This is a genomic window from Modestobacter sp. VKM Ac-2984, from assembly GCF_026967985.1.
Classification (GTDB): domain Bacteria; phylum Actinomycetota; class Actinomycetes; order Mycobacteriales; family Geodermatophilaceae; genus Modestobacter.
The window spans coordinates 16,033-31,401 of the sequence record NZ_JAPVBJ010000003.1 but is presented as its reverse complement, the minus strand read 5'-3'; the positions used below and the strand labels follow the sequence as shown (position 1 = coordinate 31,401).

Here is a 15,369-nt window from a genome sequence, read left to right as displayed (position 1 = left end):
CGGTGCCACGGCGGGGGTGGGTGACCGCTGCCTCCCGGGCGGTCACCGTCCTCGGCGTGGTGGCGCTGATCGGGGTGCTGCCGTGGCTGTCCGGGCGCAGCCCGGAGCTGTCGATCCTCCGGGCACGCTCGGCCGAGCAGGATGCCACCCCGGAGGCCCTCGCGGCGATCCGGGCCGAGCTCGGCCTGGACGCCGGCCCGCTGGGACTGCTCGGGCAGTGGCTGTCCGGGCTGGTCAGCGGCGACCTGGGCACGTCCTGGATCTCCGGCGGGCCGGTGGGTCCGGGGCTGGTCCACGCCCTCGGCGTCTCGGTCACGCTGATGGGCGCTGCCCTGCTGGTCGCCCTGGTCACGGCGGCGCTGCTGTGCTGGCCGCCGCTGCACCGGGTCGCCCGGGGTGAGCGGGGCCGCACCGGCGGCGCGGTCGGGGCCGCGCTCACCGCGCTGCCGGAGTTCCTGCTGGCCTCGGTGCTGCTGCTGGTCGGCGCGGTGTGGCTGGGCTGGTTCGAGCCCTACGGCTGGACAGGCCCGTCCTCGGTGGTGCTGCCGGCGCTGGCGATGGGCCTGCCCGCGGGTGGGCTGATCGGCCGGCTGGTCGCCGACGGTCTCACCATCACCGGCACCGAGCGTTGGGTGTCCACCTGGCAGGTGGCCGGTGCGTCACCCGGGCAGCTGGGCCGGGCCCTGCTGCGCCGCACCCTGCCCGCGCTGACCACCCAGGTGGCCCTGGTGCTCGTCGGCCTCACCGGCGGGGCGGTGCCCGTCGAGCAGGTGTTCGCCGTCCCCGGACTGGGGCGGGCGGTGCTCGGCGCCGCGGAGGCCCAGGACCTGCCGACGCTGCAGGCGGGGATGCTGCTGCTCCTCGGGATCTCGGCGGTGTTCGGCGGGCTGGCCGCGCTGACCCGGGCGCTGCTGCTGGGCCGGGCGCTGCGCAGCGGGAGCGTGCCGGTGCCGGCCCGGGCCACCCCGTCCCGGCGACGCGACTGGCTGCTCCCGGGCGGGGCGGCCGCGCTCCTCGTGGTCGTGGTGGCCGCCGGGCTGGGCCGCGACCCGCTCACCTCCGCCCACCCGCGGCTGGCCGCCCCGAGTCTCGCGCTGCCCTTCGGCGCCGACGCCAGCGGGCGCGACCTGCTGGCCCGGGTGGCGCACGGCGCGGTGCAGACCGTCGGCACGGCGACGGTGGTCGTGCTGGTCACCCTGGCGGTCGGGGTCCTGGTCGGACTGCTGCCGCGCGCCTCGGTCGGGCCGGTGGAGGTCGCCAACGCCGCACCCCCGGTCATCGTCGGCGTGCTGGTCGCCGCCGCCCTGGGCACCTCGCAGGCCGGCGCGGCGCTGGCCGTGGCCCTGGTGGCCTGGGCGCCGATCGCCGCCTACGTGGCGGCCGCGTCGGAGGAGGTCCGGCGCCAGCGGCACGTCACCGTGCTACCGGTGCTCGGGGTGGGGCCGGCGGCGGTCACCTGGCGGTACGTCGTGCCGGCCGTGCTGCCCGCCGCCGCCCGCAACGCCGTGCTGCGGCTGCCGGGCGTCGCGCTGGCCCTGGCCGCGGTGGGCTTCCTGGGGTTGGGTGCCGCGCCGCCGGCGCCGGAGTGGGGGCTGCTGCTGGCCGAGGGGATGCCCTACGTCGAGCGGGCGCCCTGGGTGGTGCTCGCCCCGACCGGGGCGCTGGTCACCGCCGCCGTGCTCGCCGTCTCGCTGTCCGGACTGAGCCGCCGGCCGCGACGGCCGGCCGCAGTCCCGACCGGGACGACGGCCCCGGCACCGGAGCAGCCCGCCGCAGCCGGCTGACCGCAGGCCTCGTCTCCAGCGCTCCGAGAAGCTTTGACAACGATTGTCATTACACGGATGATCGGGTCATGCAGTCACCGTCCCGACGACGACCCGCCCGCACGCTCCCCGCGCTCTCCCTCGCCTGCGCGGGGGCGGTAGCGCTGACCGGTTGCTCCGGCCCGGCCGACGCCGACGCGGCGGTTGCCGACGACGACGGGCTGACGGTCGTGGCGGCGTTCTACCCCCTCGCCTGGCTCAGCGAGCAGGTGGCCGGCGACCTGGCCGACGTCACCTCGCTCACCCCGGACGGCGCCGAGCCGCACGAGCACGAGCTCACCCCCCGCGACGTCGCCGCGACGAGCGAGGCCGACGTCGTGGTCTTCCTGCCGACGCTGCAGCCCGCCGTGGACGCCGCCGTCGAGCAGCAGGCCGCCGAGCGCGCGTTCGACGCCGGCGAGCCGGCCGACCTGTCGCTCACCTACGAGGCCCACGAGCACGACGGCGGACACGCCGACGAGGGTGAGCACCCCGACGAGCCGGCGACCGACCCGCACTTCTGGCACGACCCGATGCGGATGGCCGCCGTCGGCGACGCGCTGGCCGAGCACCTGGCCACGGTGGACGAGGCCGACGCCGAGCAGTACACCGCCAACGCGGCGGAGCTGCGGGCCGAGCTCGAGGAGCTGGACGGGGACTTCCGCGCCGGCCTGGCCGACTGCGCCAGCCGGGAGCTGGTGACCAGCCACTCCGCCTTCGGCTACCTCGCCGACGCCTACGACCTCGAGCAGTTCGGCATCAGCGGGCTGGCGCCGGACGAGGAGCCGTCCACCGATGCGCTGACCGAGGCCACCGGGTTCGTCCGCGAGCACGACGTGCGCACCATCTACTTCGAGACGCTGGTCAGCCCCGCCGTCGCCGAGACCGTGGCCCGGGAGACCGGCGCCCGGACCCAGCAGCTGGACCCCATCGAGGGGCTGACCGACCAGTCGGCGGACGGGGACTACCTGGCGCTCATGCGGGCGAACCTGGCCGGCCTGCGGGCGGGGCAGCAGTGCTCCTGAGCACCCGTCCCCGCCGCGCGCCGGCCGTCGTCCCGGTCGGCTGCGACAGTGCGCTCACGGTGCGCGGCGGCGGTTTCGGCCACGGCCGGGACGCCGTCCTCACCGGCGTCGACCTGACCGTCCGCCCCGGGGAGGTGGTCGCGGTCCGCGGGCCCAACGGGGCCGGCAAGTCGACGCTGGTCCGTGGCGTGCTGGGGCTGTGCGCGGTACAGGCCGGCGAGGTGCGGTTCTTCGACGTCCCGCGGGCGCGGTTCCGCGACTGGCACCGGGTCGGCTACGTGCCCCAGCGGCACACCGTGGCCGGCGGCGTCCCGGTGACCGTGCGGGAACTGGTCTCCTCCGGCCGGCTGAGCCGGCTGCGGCCCTGGCAGCGGTTCGGCGAGGCCGACCGGTGCGCCGTCGACTGCGCCCTGGAGGGCGCCGGGCTGGCCGGCTTCGACCGCCGGCTGGTCGCGGAGCTGTCCGGTGGCCAGCAGCGCCGCGCGCTGCTGGCCCGCGCGCTGGCCGGCGACCCGGAGCTGCTCCTGCTGGACGAGCCCACCGCCGGCGTCGACGCGGCCAGTCAGCGGGTGCTCGCCGGCACCCTGGCCGGCCTGGCCGAGATCGGCGCGGCCGTGGTGGTGGTCGTGCACGAGCTGGGCCCGTTGGCCGAGGTGGTGACCAGGACGGTGACACTGCCGGGCGCGGGCGCCCCGTGCTGAGCTACGAGTTCATGCGGCTGGCCCTGGCGGCCGCCGTGCTCGTCGGCCTCACCGCGCCGACCGTGGGCGTCCACCTGGTGCAGCGCCGGCTGTCGCTGATCGGCGACGGGCTGGGGCACGTCGCGCTGCTCGGGGTCGCGGTCGGCCTGGCCACCCGGTCGGCGCCGGTGCTCACCGCGCTGCTGGCCACCGTCGCCGGCGCGGTCGTCGTCGAGGTGCTGCGGGCCCGCCGGTCGACCGGTACCGACGTCGCGCTGGCGATCATGTTCTACGGCGGCCTGGCCGGTGGGGTCGTGGTCGTCACCCGTGCCCCGGCCGGCACCCCGATCACGCTGGACGGCTACCTGTTCGGCGCGCTGACCACCACGACCCGCGGCGACCTGGTCGTCTTCGCCGGGATGGCCGCCGTCGTCCTCGGCGTCACCCTCGGGCTCGGCCGGTCGCTGTTCACCGTCGCGCTCGACGAGGAACACGCCCTCGCCAGCGGACTGCCCGTCCTGCGACTGAACCTGCTGCTCGCGGTGGTCACCGCGGTCACGGTGACGCTGTCCATGCGGGTGCTCGGCCTGCTGCTGATCAGCGGGCTGATGGTGCTGCCCGCCGGCTGCGCCCAGCTGGTGGCCCGCAGCTTCCGGAGCAGCCTGGCGATCGCCGCGCTGATCGGGGTGACCGTGTCGGTCAGCGGCACCGCCGTCTCCTTCTACGCCGACACCCCGTCGGGCGGCACCATCGTGCTGATGGCGGTCGCCGCCTACGCCGTCCTCAGCATGGCCAGCCTGGCCCGCCGCGGCAGCCCCCGGCACGGACCGGACGCCGTCCCCACCCCGGTGCAGCCCGTGAGCCGGCCCGGCGAGGTCCCCTCCCCTCGCTGACCGGAGGGGCAGGGACGGCGACCGTCCCTGCCCCTCCACGGGTCACTCGTTCGCCGAACCGGCGCTGTCACCCGGCCGCTGCTCGCTGCTGGGGGCACCGATCCAGACGGTCTTGCCGTTCATGAACGCGCGCATGCCCAGCTCGGTGAGCTCGCGGCCGTAGCCGCTCTGCTTCACCCCGCCGAAGGGAAGCTCCGGGTAGCTGGTCGTCATGCCGTTGACGAACGCCATGCCCGACTCGATGTCCCGGACGAACTGCGCCCGCTCCCCTTCGTCCTCGCTCCACAGGTTGGACCCGAGCCCGTAGGGGTGGCTGTTGGCGATCTCGATCGCCTCGTCCAGGCTGTCGACGGTGAACAGCGCGGCCACCGGCCCGAAGACCTCCTCGGCGTACAGGTCCATCTCCGGGGTCACCCCGGTCAGCAGCGTCGGCTCGTAGAACCAGCCCGGCCGGTCCAGCCGCGTGCCCCCGACGACGACGGTGGCGCCCTTGCTGCGGGCGTCCTCCACGTAGTCGTGCACGTCCTGCAGACCGGACTCCGTGGCCAGCGGGCCGACGTCGGTGTCGGCGTCCATCGGGTCGCCGACGGTCAGCGCGGCGATCTTCTCCGCGAAGACCCGGGTGAACTCCTCGGCGACGTCGCGGTGCACGAAGAACCGCTTGGCCGAGATGCAGCTCTGCCCGTTGTTCTGGTTGCGGCTGGTGACCGCCACCCCCGCCGCGGCCTCGAGGTCGGCCGAGGGCATCACGATGAACGGGTCGGACCCGCCCAGCTCCAGCACCGTGGGCTTGAGCGCGTCACCGGCGATCGAGGCGACCGACTGGCCGGCCGGCGCGCTGCCGGTGAGGGTCGCGGCGACCACCCGGTCGTCGCGCAGCACCTGCTCGATCGTGCCCGAGCCGATCAGCAGGGTCTGGAAGACGTCGTCCGGGAAGCCGGCCTTGCGGAACAGCTCCTCCAGGTACAGCGCGGTCTGCGGCACGTTGCTGGCGTGCTTGAGCAGGCCGACGTTGCCGGCCATCAGTGCCGGGGCGGCGAACCGCATGGCCTGCCAGAGCGGGAAGTTCCACGGCATGACCGCCAGCACCACGCCCAGCGGCTGCCAGGCGACGTAGGCCTGCTGGGCGCCGACCGCCTCGGCGTCCTTCGGCTCCGGCTCCAGCAGCGCCGGGCCGTGCTCGGCGTACCAGCGCAGCGCCTTCGCGCACTTGCCGACCTCGGCCTTCGCCGAGGACAGCGTCTTGCCCATCTCGGTGGTCATCAGCTCTGCGACGCCGTCGGTGTCGGCGTCCAGCACGTCGGCCGCGGCCCGCAGCCAGCGCACCCGGTCCTCGACCGAGGTGCGCCGGTAGCTGCGGTAGGCGGCGGCTGCGCGACCGATCTTCTCCTCGAGCGCGTCGTCGGACAGCGGCTCGTAGGTCTTCAGCGTCTCCCCGGTGGTGGGGTTGATCGTGGCGATCGCCATGGGGGTCTCCCGTCGTCGTGCGGGTCGCGGGTCGGTGCCGGACGGCGGCGCCCGTCCTGGGCGCTCGGGCGGTCCGACACGGCTCGCCTGCCCCGTGCACGTGCCCGCCCCCTCCGGAGGGGAAACGGCCGAGCGGGAGACGCCGGCCGTTCACGCAGGCACCGCCAACTCGTCGCCCGGTGCAACCACAGTGCCCGCATGTCCCTCGAAGCACCCCTGTCCCGCCGCACCGTCCTGAAGGGCGGCGCGGTCACCGCCGCCGCCCTGACCTTCGGTGGGCTCACCAGCGAGGCCGCCCGCGCGGCCGTGGCCGAGACCGCCCGCTCCGGCGTCTTCGGCTTCGGCGTCGCCAGCGGCGACCCCACGGCCACCGAGCTGCTCCTCTGGACCCGGGTGACGCCCACCCCCGAGTCCCTCCCCGGCAGCCGCCGCGGGCCCGCCGTCCCGGTCCGCTGGGAGGTCGCCGCCGACGAGGCGTTCACCCGCGTCGTGCGCAGCGGCAACGTCGTCGCCGACGTCAGCCGCGACCACACCGTCAAGGTCGTGGTGAACCGGCTGACCCCCTACACGCGCTACTTCTACCGGTTCAGCTGCGCCGGCCAGACCTCCCCGGTCGGCCGCACCCAGACCGCACCGGACGAGCCCGGCCAGACCCACGCGCTGCGGATGGCGTTCGCCTCCTGCAGCAACTGGACCGGCGGGTACTTCACCGCCTACCGCGGGATCGCCGCCCGGGACGACCTGGACTTCGTGCTGCACCTGGGCGACTACCTCTACGAGTACGGCAACGCCCCGCGGGTGGCGGGCGTGGCCGGCTCCGGCGACCGGTACGGGCCCAACGCGCTGATCGGCATCCGGGACCACGAGCCGGTCCACGAGATGGTGACGCTGGAGGACTACCGGATCCGGCACGCGCTCTACAAGACCGACCCGGACCTGCAGCGGGCGCACCAGCAGCACCCGTGGATCGTCATCTTCGACGACCACGAGATCACCAACGACGCCTACGACTTCGGCGCGGAGAACCACGAGCGGGACGACGACCCGGCCGCCCCCTACACCGAGCCGGGCAAGCCCGACGGCATCAAGCCCGAGGGCGACTTCCTGTTCCGCCGGGCCAAGGCGTTCCAGGCATACCTGGAGTGGATGCCGATCCGCGAGCCCGCGATGTGGCAGCCGCACGCCAGCAAGGGCCGGCAGTTCTTCCGCCGCTTCAGCTTCGGCGACCTGGCCGAGCTGTCGGTCATCGACACCCGGCAGAACCGCAGCGAGCAGGTCCCGGGCACGGTCGACGGCGCGCTCAACCCGGCCCTGACCGACCCGCGGCGGCACCTGCCCGAGCCGCCGCAGCTGGACTGGCTGACGAAGGGCATCCGCACCGGGCGCACCGACTGGCACCTGGTCGGCAACCAGACGGTCTTCGCGCGGGTGTTCGCCGTCCCCCGGCCCGGCACGGTGCCCGGCTCGGTGTTCAACGCCGACCAGTGGGACGGCTACCAGGCAGACCAGCGCGCGGTGCTGGAGGCGATGGCCGCGGCCCAGCACGCCGACCCGGTGGTGCTGACCGGCGACATCCACTCCTCCTGGGCCAACGACCTCCCGACCGACTTCGGCGGCTACCCCGGTGACGGCAACTCGGTCGGTGTGGAGTTCGTCTGCCCGTCGGTGACCAGCAACGGGTTCAAGGAGGCCGTCGGCTCCGCGGCCGCCGCGACCGCGACCACCGCCGCGTTCCAGGCCGCCAACCCCTGGGTGCGCTACCTGGAGGGCATCGGCCACGGCTTCGCCGTCCTGGACGTGACCCCGCAGCGGGTGCAGGCGGACTTCTGGTTCATCCGCAGCAACGGCGACAAGGGCCTGGCCGTCGACCCGCGGCTGGACCCGCAGGCGACGGTCGGCTACGAGACCTCGTTCGCCACGGTGAAGGGCTCGCGCAAGGTCAGCGGGCCGACGGCCGAGCTGGGGGCCCGCTCGGACACCCCCCGGACGGCCTGACCTCGGCACGGACGGCTGCGGGGCCGGCGGGCCCGGCCCCGCAGCCGGGTCCTCCGGCCTCCCCGGGCAGGACCATCGTCCCGCCCGTAGCGTCCGGGTGGGCCGGAGCGGCCCGCCACGACGAGGTCGGAGGACGATGGACACCGGTCGGATCCGCAACGCAGCACTGGCGCGCAAGGTGGTGCCGGCCGACGAGGCGGCCGCGCTGATCCGGCCCGGCGACACGCTCGGGATGAGCGGGTTCACCGGCGCCGGGCACCCGAAGGCGGTCCCGGGGCTGCTGGCCCAGCGGATCACCGCCGCGCATGCCGCCGGAGAGCCGTTCCGGGTCGACCTGTGGACCGGTGCCTCCACCGCACCCGAGCTGGACGGCGCGCTCGCCGCCGCCGACGGCATCGGGTTGCGGCTGCCGTACCAGTCCGACCCGGTCGCCCGGCAGAAGATCAACGCCGGGGAGATCGACTACGTCGACGTCCACCTGTCGCACGTCGCCCAGCTGGCCTGGGAGGGGTTCCTCGGGCCGCTGGACGTCGCCGTCGTGGAGGTCAGCGGGATCACCGAGGACGGGCAGCTGATCCCCTCCTCCTCGGTCGGCAACAACAAGACCTGGCTGGACCTCGCCGAGAAGGTGGTGCTGGAGGTCAACAGCTGGCAGCCGGCCGGGCTGGACGGCATGCACGACGTCTACTACGGGACGGCGCTGCCCCCGAACCGCCGGCCGGTGCAGCTGACCCGGCCCGGCGACCGGATCGGGGTGCCGCACCTGCGGGTCGACCCGGACAAGGTCGTCGCCGTCGTCGAGACCCACTCCCCGGACCGGAACACCCCGTTCAGCGAGCCGGACGACACCGCCCGGGCCATCGCCGGGCACCTGATCGAGTACCTCGAGCACCAGGTCACGGTGGGTCGGCTGCCGGCCGAGCTGCTACCGCTGCAGTCCGGGGTCGGGAACGTGGCCAACGCCGTCCTGTCCGGGCTGCAGGAGTCGCGGTTCGAGCAGCTGACCGCCTACACCGAGGTGATCCAGGACGGCATGCTGGACCTGCTGCGCTCGGGCACGCTCGCCTCCACCTCGGCGACGGCGTTCTCGCTGAGCCCTACCGCGATCGCGGACTTCAACGCTCACGTGGCGGAGTTCCGGGACCGGATCGTGCTGCGGCCGCAGGAGATCAGCAACCACCCGGAGATCGTCCGCCGGCTGGGGGTGCTGGCGATGAACGGGATGATCGAGGCCGACCTGTACGGCAACGTGAACTCCACGCACCTGATGGGCAGCCGCATCCAGAACGGGATCGGCGGCTCGGGCGACTTCGCCCGCAACGCCTACGTCTCCTTCTTCCTCACCCCGTCGACGGCCAAGGACGGCGCGATCTCCTCGATCGTGCCGATGGTGTCCCACGTCGACCACACCGAGCACGACGTGTCGGTGGTCGTCACCGAGCACGGGCTCGCCGACCTGCGCGGCCTGCCGCCGCGCAAGCGGGCGCAGCTGGTGATCGACAAGTGTGCGCACCCGGACTACCGGCCACTGCTGACCGACTACTACGAGCGGGCCGAGCGCGGCGCGTACGGCCGGCACACCCCGCACCTGCTGGCGGAGGCGCTGAGCTGGCACACCCGCTACCTGGAGACCGGCAGCATGCTGCCCGGCTGACCCCTCAGCCGCGCCGGGTCAGGAACGCTTGGCGTCCAGGCGCTGCAGCAGGTCGTCGGCGGCCGCCTCGATCTCCGGGTGGTCGTTCTGGCTGGCCCGCTGCTTGGCGTGGATCAGCGCGGCCCGGTTGACCGTGGCGAAGTCGCCGTAGGGGAACCGGTAGCGGCCCTTGGTGCCCTCGCCCTTGTCCGGGTCGACCGCCAGGTGCCACTGCGCGTAGCCCTCCTGGCCCTCGTCGTCCCGCTCCTCGTTCTCCTCGTCGGTCGACGGCGCGGCGTCGGACCACTCGGTCTGGTCGTCGTACTCCCCGGCGTCGATCAGCTCCCGGGCGTGGGCGACCCCGGCCTCGTTCACGTCATAGTCAGGCATGCCGATCCCCCTACCCCGCGCGGGTCAGCCGGGGAACACGTCCTGCTGGGACCACAGCAGCTCGCCGCCGTCGTCCTCGGTGTCGTCCTCCGGGTCGGCCCCGGGGGCGAGCTCCCGACCGATGACCAGCACCGACCGGCCCGTCGTCCGCAGCCCCGGCGTCTCCCCCACGGCGTCCCAGCCACCGGCGTCGGCCAGCTGGGACAGCGCCCGGCCCAGGTCCGTCACATCGGCGACCGCCGCGGCGGCGTCGCCGTCAGGCTGCGAACGCAGGTACGCCCGGCGGCCCGCGGCCAGCACCGCGGCCTCGTCGGTGACCCGCAGGTCGTGCCGCTGCAGGACCGAGACGTCGGTCGTCCCGGAGGCGGTGGTCCCGCCGTCCGCCCCGTCGCCGTCCGCCCCGTCGCCGTCCGCTGCGTCGCCGTCCGCTGCGTCGCCGACCTGCGGTTCGTCGTCCTCCCCGTCGTCCTCCCCGTCGTCCTCGGCGTAGCCGTGCAGGACGCCGAACGGGAAGTCGTTGCCGGTGAGGTCGAACTGCGCGTCGGCGTAGGCCAGCACCGCCGGGAGCAACCGGTCGCTGGCAGCGAACACCTCGGGCATGCCGGCGTCCCCGGTCACCGCGGTCACCGCCTCGGCGTGCGCGGTCACCGCCGCGGCCAGCTCGGCCGCGGCGGTCCGCAGCCGCTCGGCCCCCGCAGGGGTGAACGGGGTGAGGTCGTCGTCAGCCACCCCGCGACCGTACGGCCCGGCCGCGCACCGAGACCGGGCTGGTGGCTGCCTCATGCCCGGCCAGGCCGCCACCAGCCCGATCTCGACGCCGTCAGTGGGGGCGGCGGACGGGTCGTGGGTGGCGCAGGCCCCGTGTCAGCCGAAGAGCTCGCTGATCAGCGACTTCTTCTTGCGCGGCTTGCCGTACGAACTGTGCCCCGAGCCGGAGCTGCTGGCGCGCACCTGGCCCAGCACCTCGCTGACCACGGCGCCCAGCGAGGCCGGCTGGGAGCTGGACGGGGACGGCTGCGGGTGCTGCGCCGGCGCGTGCGAGAACGGCTGCTGGGCCGAGGGCCGGGACGCGGGCGGGGCGGCCGCGGCCGGGCCGTCGTGCCAGGCGTTCTCCGCGTCGACCAGGCGCTCCAGCTCACCGCGGTCGAGGAAGATGCCCCGGCAGTCGGTGCACTGGTCGACGTGGACGCCGTTGCGCTCGTACGTGCGCATCGTCCCCTGACACTTCGGGCAGACCAGGTCCATGGCCCGCCAACGGGGCCCGCGGTCCAGTAGTTCCCCGACCGGCCCAGCGTTCCCCGACCGGCTCAGCGCCGCTTGTCCCGCTTGGCGGCGGGTGGCCGGCCCGCCTCCTCGCAGCGCTCCCGGGACCGGGTCTCCGAGAGGTAGTGCTGCACCGTCGCGAAGCTCGCCCGGGAGCCGCGGGCGGCGACGTCGTGGCGGGCCTCCCACTCGGCGATCACCTTCTCCGCCGGGGTCATGGTGAGCGGGTCGGGGTGCGGCCGGCGGGCGTGGTCGGCAGAGCTGCTCATGGCACTGTCCTTCCGAGAGGATGCGTGCCCTCCCATGGTCACCCCGGGCGGCGGCCGTGAGAAGGCCTCGGTGCGCGCCGTCGCCACCGTGCCAAGGTGGCGGGTGTGAGCATCGAGCGCACCGTCCGGCTGTCCTTCACCGCTGGGGCCCGGGAGTCGGGCACCCACACGAACCTCTCCGCCGTCCGCAGCGACGGCCCGGTGCTCTGGGTCGCCGGCGACGAGACCGCGACGATCGAGCGACTCGTCGCCGACGACCCCCGCGAGCCGCAGCACTACGCCGACCAGACCAGCTGCCGGCTCGCCGACCTCGTCGAGCTCCCGGGCGAGGACGCCGACGAGGAGGCCGACATCGAGGGGATCGCCCGGGCCGGCGACTTCCTCTGGGCCGTCGGGTCGCACAGCCTGCGGCGCAAGCGGATCAAGGCCAAGCACGACGGGGAGAAGGCGCTGCGCCGGCTGGCCCGGGTGACCGGGCAGGCCAACCGGCAGGTGCTCGTGCGGATCCCGGTCGCCGACGTCGACGGCCTGCCCACGCCGGTGCGGGAGACCACCGTGGCGGGCCGGACGGAGCGGGCCGCCGTCTTCGGGGCGCACGGCCCGGACCTGCGCGACCTGCTCGCCGACGACGAGCACCTGGCCCCGTTCCTGGCGATCCCTGGCAAGGACAACGGCCTGGACGTCGAGGGCATCGCGGTGGCCGGGGAGCGGGTGTACCTGGGTCTGCGTGGCCCGGTGCTGCGCGGCTGGGCGATGGTGCTCGAGCTCCGCCCCACGGTCGACCCGGACGACCCCGGCCGGCTGCAGCTCGAACCGTTCGCCGACGGCCGCCGGTACCGCAAGCACGTGCTCGACCTCGCCGGGCTCGGAGTGCGCGACCTGTGCCCGCACGGCGGCGACCTGCTCGTGCTCGCCGGCCCGACGATGGACCTGGACGGGCCGGTGCACGTCTTCCGCTGGCACGGCGCCCTGACCGCGGACACCCCGCAGGTGGTGCGGGACGACCTGCTCAGCTGCGAGGTCGACCTGCCGTTCGGCGTCGGGGTCGACCACGCCGAGGGCATCGGCCTGCTGGAGGACGACGCGGCCGGCCCGCAGCTGCTGGTCGTCTACGACAGCCCGGCGCCCGGCCGGCTGCACGAGCACGGGGTGACCGCCGACGTCGTGCGGCTGCCCCCGCCCACCTCCGCCGGCTGACTCAGCCCCCGTGCCCGAGGGCGGCGATCGTCGCCCGCACCTCAGCGGCGGTGCCCGGCGCCACCGGCAGGTGCGGCAGCAGCGCCGGCACCTCCTCGGGCAGCAGCCCCTCGCCCAGCAGCACGTCGAGCAGGCGGTCGGCGGCGGGCACCGGCACGGGCACCGGCAGCCCGGCGGAGCTGATCGCCGCCTCGGCCAGGAAGAGCGCACCCGCCAGCTCGTCCGCCGCCGGCCCGGCCTCCGGGACGGCGGCCGGCGCCGCCGCCCGGGTGACCGCCTCGGCGGCGCGGACCAGCGACAGCGGCAGCCCCTCCGCCTCCACCTCGACCAGCGGCACCGTGCCCAGCGCCGCCAGCACCAGGTGCTCGGCCTCGATCCGCAGCGGCGCCTCCCACTCCCCCACCCGGACGACCTCGACCAGGTCGCCGCCGTCCTCGCCGAGCTCGTCGAGGAGCTCGGCCCAGTCGGCGGGGCGGGTCTCCCGGGCGCGCTCGGCCGCGGCGACGCAGGTGGCGAGCACGAACGGCTCGACGACCTCCCGGTCGAAGTGCTCGGCGTAAAGGGTGCCGTCGGCGGTGACCGCGTTCAACGCGTCCTGGAAGCTGCCGGGGCGGGCGTCCCCCAGCTCGAGGCGACCGTCCTCCTCCCCGCTGAGCGGCTGGCCGGTCACCGCCCGGGCGCCGAGGGTCAGCCCGGTGGCCGTCACGCGGCCGCGGACCCGCAGGTGGTGGTCGTGGTCGGAGAGGCCGACCGACCACGCGCAGGCCTCCGCGATCAGCGCACCGCCGCGCTCGCGGAGCACCTCCCGGCTGAGCAGGGCCATCAGGTCCGGACCGAAGTCGCTGTCGAACACCCCTCCACCATGCCCTCCCCCGGCCGTTCGGGGGGACCCGGACGGCCTGTGACCCGGCGACCGCTGCGTTGACCGGGCGGAGGCGCGCGGACCGGCCTAGCTTCTACCTACCCCAGCCCGGCTGCCTCGGAGGAGCCCATGCGCGTCCCCGTCCTTCCCCTGCGTCGGAGGGCCGCGGTCACCGCTGCGTTCGCCGCCGTCCTGCTCGTCCCGGCCAGCGCCGTCGCCGCCCCGGCGGACCCGGGCCAGGCCGGCCCCGGCGCCGCCGACGCGGCCGGCTCCGGCACCCTGCCGATCCGCGGCCTGGACCTCGACGCGCTGACCATCCCCGAGCTGCAGGCGCGGATGGACGTCGGCGACCTCACCGCCGTCCAGCTCACCGGGGCGTACCTGGCGCGGATCGCCGCCGTCAACGACGACCTCGGCGCCGTGCTCAGCGTCAACCCCGACGCCCTGCGCGACGCCGCGGACAGCGACCGGACGCGGCAGCGGAACCAGACGCGCGGGCCGCTCGAGGGCATCCCGGTGCTGCTGAAGGACAACGTGGACACCGAGCAGCTGCCGACCACGGCGGGCTCCCGGGCGATGCTGGACAGCCGCCCGGACGACGCCGAGATCACCCGGCGGCTCCGCGACGCCGGCGCGATCGTGCTGGGCAAGGCCAACCTCTCCGAGTGGGCCAACCTGCGCGGCAGCGCCTCCTCCAGCGGCTGGAGCGGCGTCGGCGGCCAGACCGCCAACCCCTACGTGCTCGACCGCAACCCGTGCGGCTCGTCCTCGGGCTCCGCGGTCGGCGTCGCCGCCTCGCTGGCCCAGGTGGCGATCGGCACCGAGACCGACGGCTCGATCGTCTGCCCGGCCGGGGCGAACGGCGTGATCGGCCTCAAGCCGACCCTCGGCCTGGTCAGCCGCACCGGCATCGTCCCGATCTCCGCCGAGCAGGACACCGCCGGCCCGATGGCCCGGCACGCCGTCGACGCGGCGCTCACGCTGGAGGTGCTCGCCGGCTCCGACGACGCCGACGCCGCCACCGCGGAGATCCCCGCCGACCTGGACCTCGACTTCGCCGACCTGGACCTCGACGCGCTGGAGGGTGCCCGGATCGGCGTCTGGACGCTCACCCCCGAACAGTCGGCGGCCGTCGACGACCGGACCGAGGAGGTGTTCGCCGCGGCGGTGAAGCAGCTGGAGGCCGCCGGTGCGACCACCGTGCCGGTGCAGCTGCCCTACCAGGAGGAGATCGGTGCTGGTGAGCTGCCGGCCCTGCTGGCGGAGTTCAAGCGGGACCTGAACGCCTACCTGGCGGCCACGCCCGGTGACCACCCGGCCGACCTGGCCGGCATCATCGAGTTCAACGAGCAGGACCCGGTGGAGCTGGCCTACTTCGGCCAGGAGCTCCTCGAGCAGGCGCAGGCGGCCACCGTGCCGGCCGAGGACCCGGCGATCCAGGAGACCCGCGACCGGATCCGGACGCTGGCCCGCGCGTCGATCGACGAGGTGCTCGCCCAGGGGGCCGGCCCGGAGGACGACCTGGCCGCGATCGTCGGGCTGACCAACACCCCGGCCTGGCAGACCCGGTACGAGTACCTGGACGGCCAGGCCGACGCGTTCGTCTACAGCACCTCCGGCCCGGCCGCGGTGTCCGGCTACCCGAACGTCACGGTCCCGGCGGGCTTCGCCGGCCCGCGGGACTCGCTGCCGGTGGGCGTCTCGTTCTTCGGGGCCCGCTGGGACGACGCCCGGGTGCTGGACATCGCCGCGGACTTCGAGGACCAGTCCGCGGCGCGCGAGGCGCCGGGCTACCTGCCCACGGTGGGCGCGGACCCGCAGCCGGACAACCCCGAGCCCGCCACCTGACGAAGGACCCCCTCCTCCCCACCACTCGCAAGCTCGCGGCGGGCT

At 75.0% G+C, this 15,369-nt stretch carries 14 protein-coding genes; 8 read left to right on the top strand and 6 right to left on the bottom strand.

The window, feature by feature from the left end; all coding sequences use genetic code 11:
- Positions 1-2: 2 nt before the first annotated feature.
- The 4 genes from O2W16_RS07290 (at position 3) to O2W16_RS07275 (ending at position 4,400) form a co-directional block, all read left to right on the top strand.
- A complete protein-coding gene (locus O2W16_RS07290) occupies positions 3-1,784 on the top strand; it encodes an ABC transporter permease subunit (protein WP_269158150.1) in 1,782 nt (593 codons plus the stop codon).
- A gap of 68 nt (positions 1,785-1,852) precedes the next feature.
- Positions 1,853-2,827 carry a metal ABC transporter substrate-binding protein gene (locus O2W16_RS07285; RefSeq protein WP_269158149.1) on the top strand — a complete coding sequence of 325 codons (975 nt, stop codon included), beginning with the start codon at positions 1,853-1,855 and terminating at the stop codon, positions 2,825-2,827.
- Positions 2,818-3,528, top strand: a complete 711-nt coding sequence (locus O2W16_RS07280; RefSeq protein WP_269158148.1) for a metal ABC transporter ATP-binding protein — start codon at positions 2,818-2,820, stop codon at positions 3,526-3,528. Before O2W16_RS07285 ends, O2W16_RS07280 begins: the two co-directional genes overlap by 10 nt.
- Entirely contained in the window at positions 3,522-4,400 is an 879-nt protein-coding gene (locus O2W16_RS07275; RefSeq protein ID WP_269158147.1) for a metal ABC transporter permease, read from the top strand. Before O2W16_RS07280 ends, O2W16_RS07275 begins: the two co-directional genes overlap by 7 nt.
- A gap of 42 nt (positions 4,401-4,442) precedes the next feature.
- On the opposite strand, the gene O2W16_RS07270 is transcribed toward O2W16_RS07275, so the two are convergent.
- Positions 4,443-5,867: an NADP-dependent succinic semialdehyde dehydrogenase gene (locus O2W16_RS07270; protein ID WP_269158146.1), complete on the bottom strand. Its 1,425-nt coding sequence runs from the start codon at positions 5,865-5,867 to the stop codon at positions 4,443-4,445.
- 198 nt (positions 5,868-6,065) lie between these two features.
- Here O2W16_RS07270 and O2W16_RS07265 point away from each other — a divergent pair, with 198 nt between their 5' ends.
- Both O2W16_RS07265 and O2W16_RS07260 read left to right on the top strand, forming a co-directional pair.
- Positions 6,066-7,862 carry an alkaline phosphatase D family protein gene (locus O2W16_RS07265; protein WP_269158145.1) on the top strand — a complete coding sequence of 599 codons (1,797 nt, stop codon included), beginning with the start codon at positions 6,066-6,068 and terminating at the stop codon, positions 7,860-7,862.
- A gap of 136 nt (positions 7,863-7,998) precedes the next feature.
- A complete protein-coding gene (locus O2W16_RS07260) occupies positions 7,999-9,516 on the top strand; it encodes an acetyl-CoA hydrolase/transferase family protein (RefSeq protein ID WP_269158144.1) in 1,518 nt (505 codons plus the stop codon).
- Between the two features lie 18 nt (positions 9,517-9,534).
- On the opposite strand, the gene O2W16_RS07255 is transcribed toward O2W16_RS07260, so the two are convergent.
- The 4 genes from O2W16_RS07255 to O2W16_RS07240 form a co-directional block, all read right to left on the bottom strand.
- Positions 9,535-9,885 (bottom strand): hypothetical protein, encoded by a 351-nt coding sequence (locus O2W16_RS07255; RefSeq protein WP_269158143.1) that lies wholly within the window; start codon positions 9,883-9,885, stop codon positions 9,535-9,537.
- 24 nt (positions 9,886-9,909) lie between these two features.
- A complete protein-coding gene (locus O2W16_RS07250; RefSeq protein WP_269158142.1) occupies positions 9,910-10,614 on the bottom strand; it encodes a hypothetical protein in 705 nt (234 codons plus the stop codon).
- Between the two features lie 135 nt (positions 10,615-10,749).
- The gene (locus tag O2W16_RS07245; RefSeq protein WP_269158141.1) at positions 10,750-11,130 is read right to left on the bottom strand and encodes a TFIIB-type zinc ribbon-containing protein; all 381 of its coding nucleotides are present in this window, start codon (positions 11,128-11,130) and stop codon (positions 10,750-10,752) included.
- Positions 11,131-11,192: 62 nt separating this feature from the next.
- On the bottom strand, positions 11,193-11,417 hold the full coding sequence (locus O2W16_RS07240; protein WP_269158140.1) for a hypothetical protein: 225 nt from the start codon (positions 11,415-11,417) through the stop codon (positions 11,193-11,195).
- Positions 11,418-11,522: 105 nt separating this feature from the next.
- Here O2W16_RS07240 and O2W16_RS07235 point away from each other — a divergent pair, with 105 nt between their 5' ends.
- Positions 11,523-12,614, top strand: a complete 1,092-nt coding sequence (locus O2W16_RS07235; protein WP_269158139.1) for a DUF3616 domain-containing protein — start codon at positions 11,523-11,525, stop codon at positions 12,612-12,614.
- Position 12,615: 1 nt separating this feature from the next.
- Here the strand turns inward: O2W16_RS07235 and O2W16_RS07230 are convergent, their stop codons facing one another.
- Positions 12,616-13,467 carry a hypothetical protein gene (locus O2W16_RS07230; protein WP_269158138.1) on the bottom strand — a complete coding sequence of 284 codons (852 nt, stop codon included), beginning with the start codon at positions 13,465-13,467 and terminating at the stop codon, positions 12,616-12,618.
- 138 nt (positions 13,468-13,605) lie between these two features.
- On the opposite strand from O2W16_RS07230, the gene O2W16_RS07225 reads away from it, so the two are divergent.
- Positions 13,606-15,324, top strand: a complete 1,719-nt coding sequence (locus O2W16_RS07225) for an amidase (protein ID WP_269158137.1) — start codon at positions 13,606-13,608, stop codon at positions 15,322-15,324.
- Positions 15,325-15,369: the final 45 nt, after the last annotated feature.

Excerpts from the sequence above, each read along its gene's own strand:
- O2W16_RS07285 (WP_269158149.1), top strand. The coding sequence starts at position 1,853 with ATGCAGTCACCGTCCCGACGACGACCCGCCCGCACGCTCCCCGCGCTC.
- O2W16_RS07270 (WP_269158146.1), bottom strand. The coding sequence starts at position 5,867 with ATGGCGATCGCCACGATCAACCCCACCACCGGGGAGACGCTGAAGACC.
- O2W16_RS07265 (WP_269158145.1), top strand. The coding sequence starts at position 6,066 with ATGTCCCTCGAAGCACCCCTGTCCCGCCGCACCGTCCTGAAGGGCGGC.
- O2W16_RS07260 (WP_269158144.1), top strand. The coding sequence starts at position 7,999 with ATGGACACCGGTCGGATCCGCAACGCAGCACTGGCGCGCAAGGTGGTG.
- O2W16_RS07255 (WP_269158143.1), bottom strand. The coding sequence starts at position 9,885 with ATGCCTGACTATGACGTGAACGAGGCCGGGGTCGCCCACGCCCGGGAG.
- O2W16_RS07245 (WP_269158141.1), bottom strand. The coding sequence starts at position 11,130 with ATGGACCTGGTCTGCCCGAAGTGTCAGGGGACGATGCGCACGTACGAG.
- O2W16_RS07240 (WP_269158140.1), bottom strand. The coding sequence starts at position 11,417 with ATGAGCAGCTCTGCCGACCACGCCCGCCGGCCGCACCCCGACCCGCTC.
- O2W16_RS07225 (WP_269158137.1), top strand. The coding sequence starts at position 13,606 with ATGCGCGTCCCCGTCCTTCCCCTGCGTCGGAGGGCCGCGGTCACCGCT.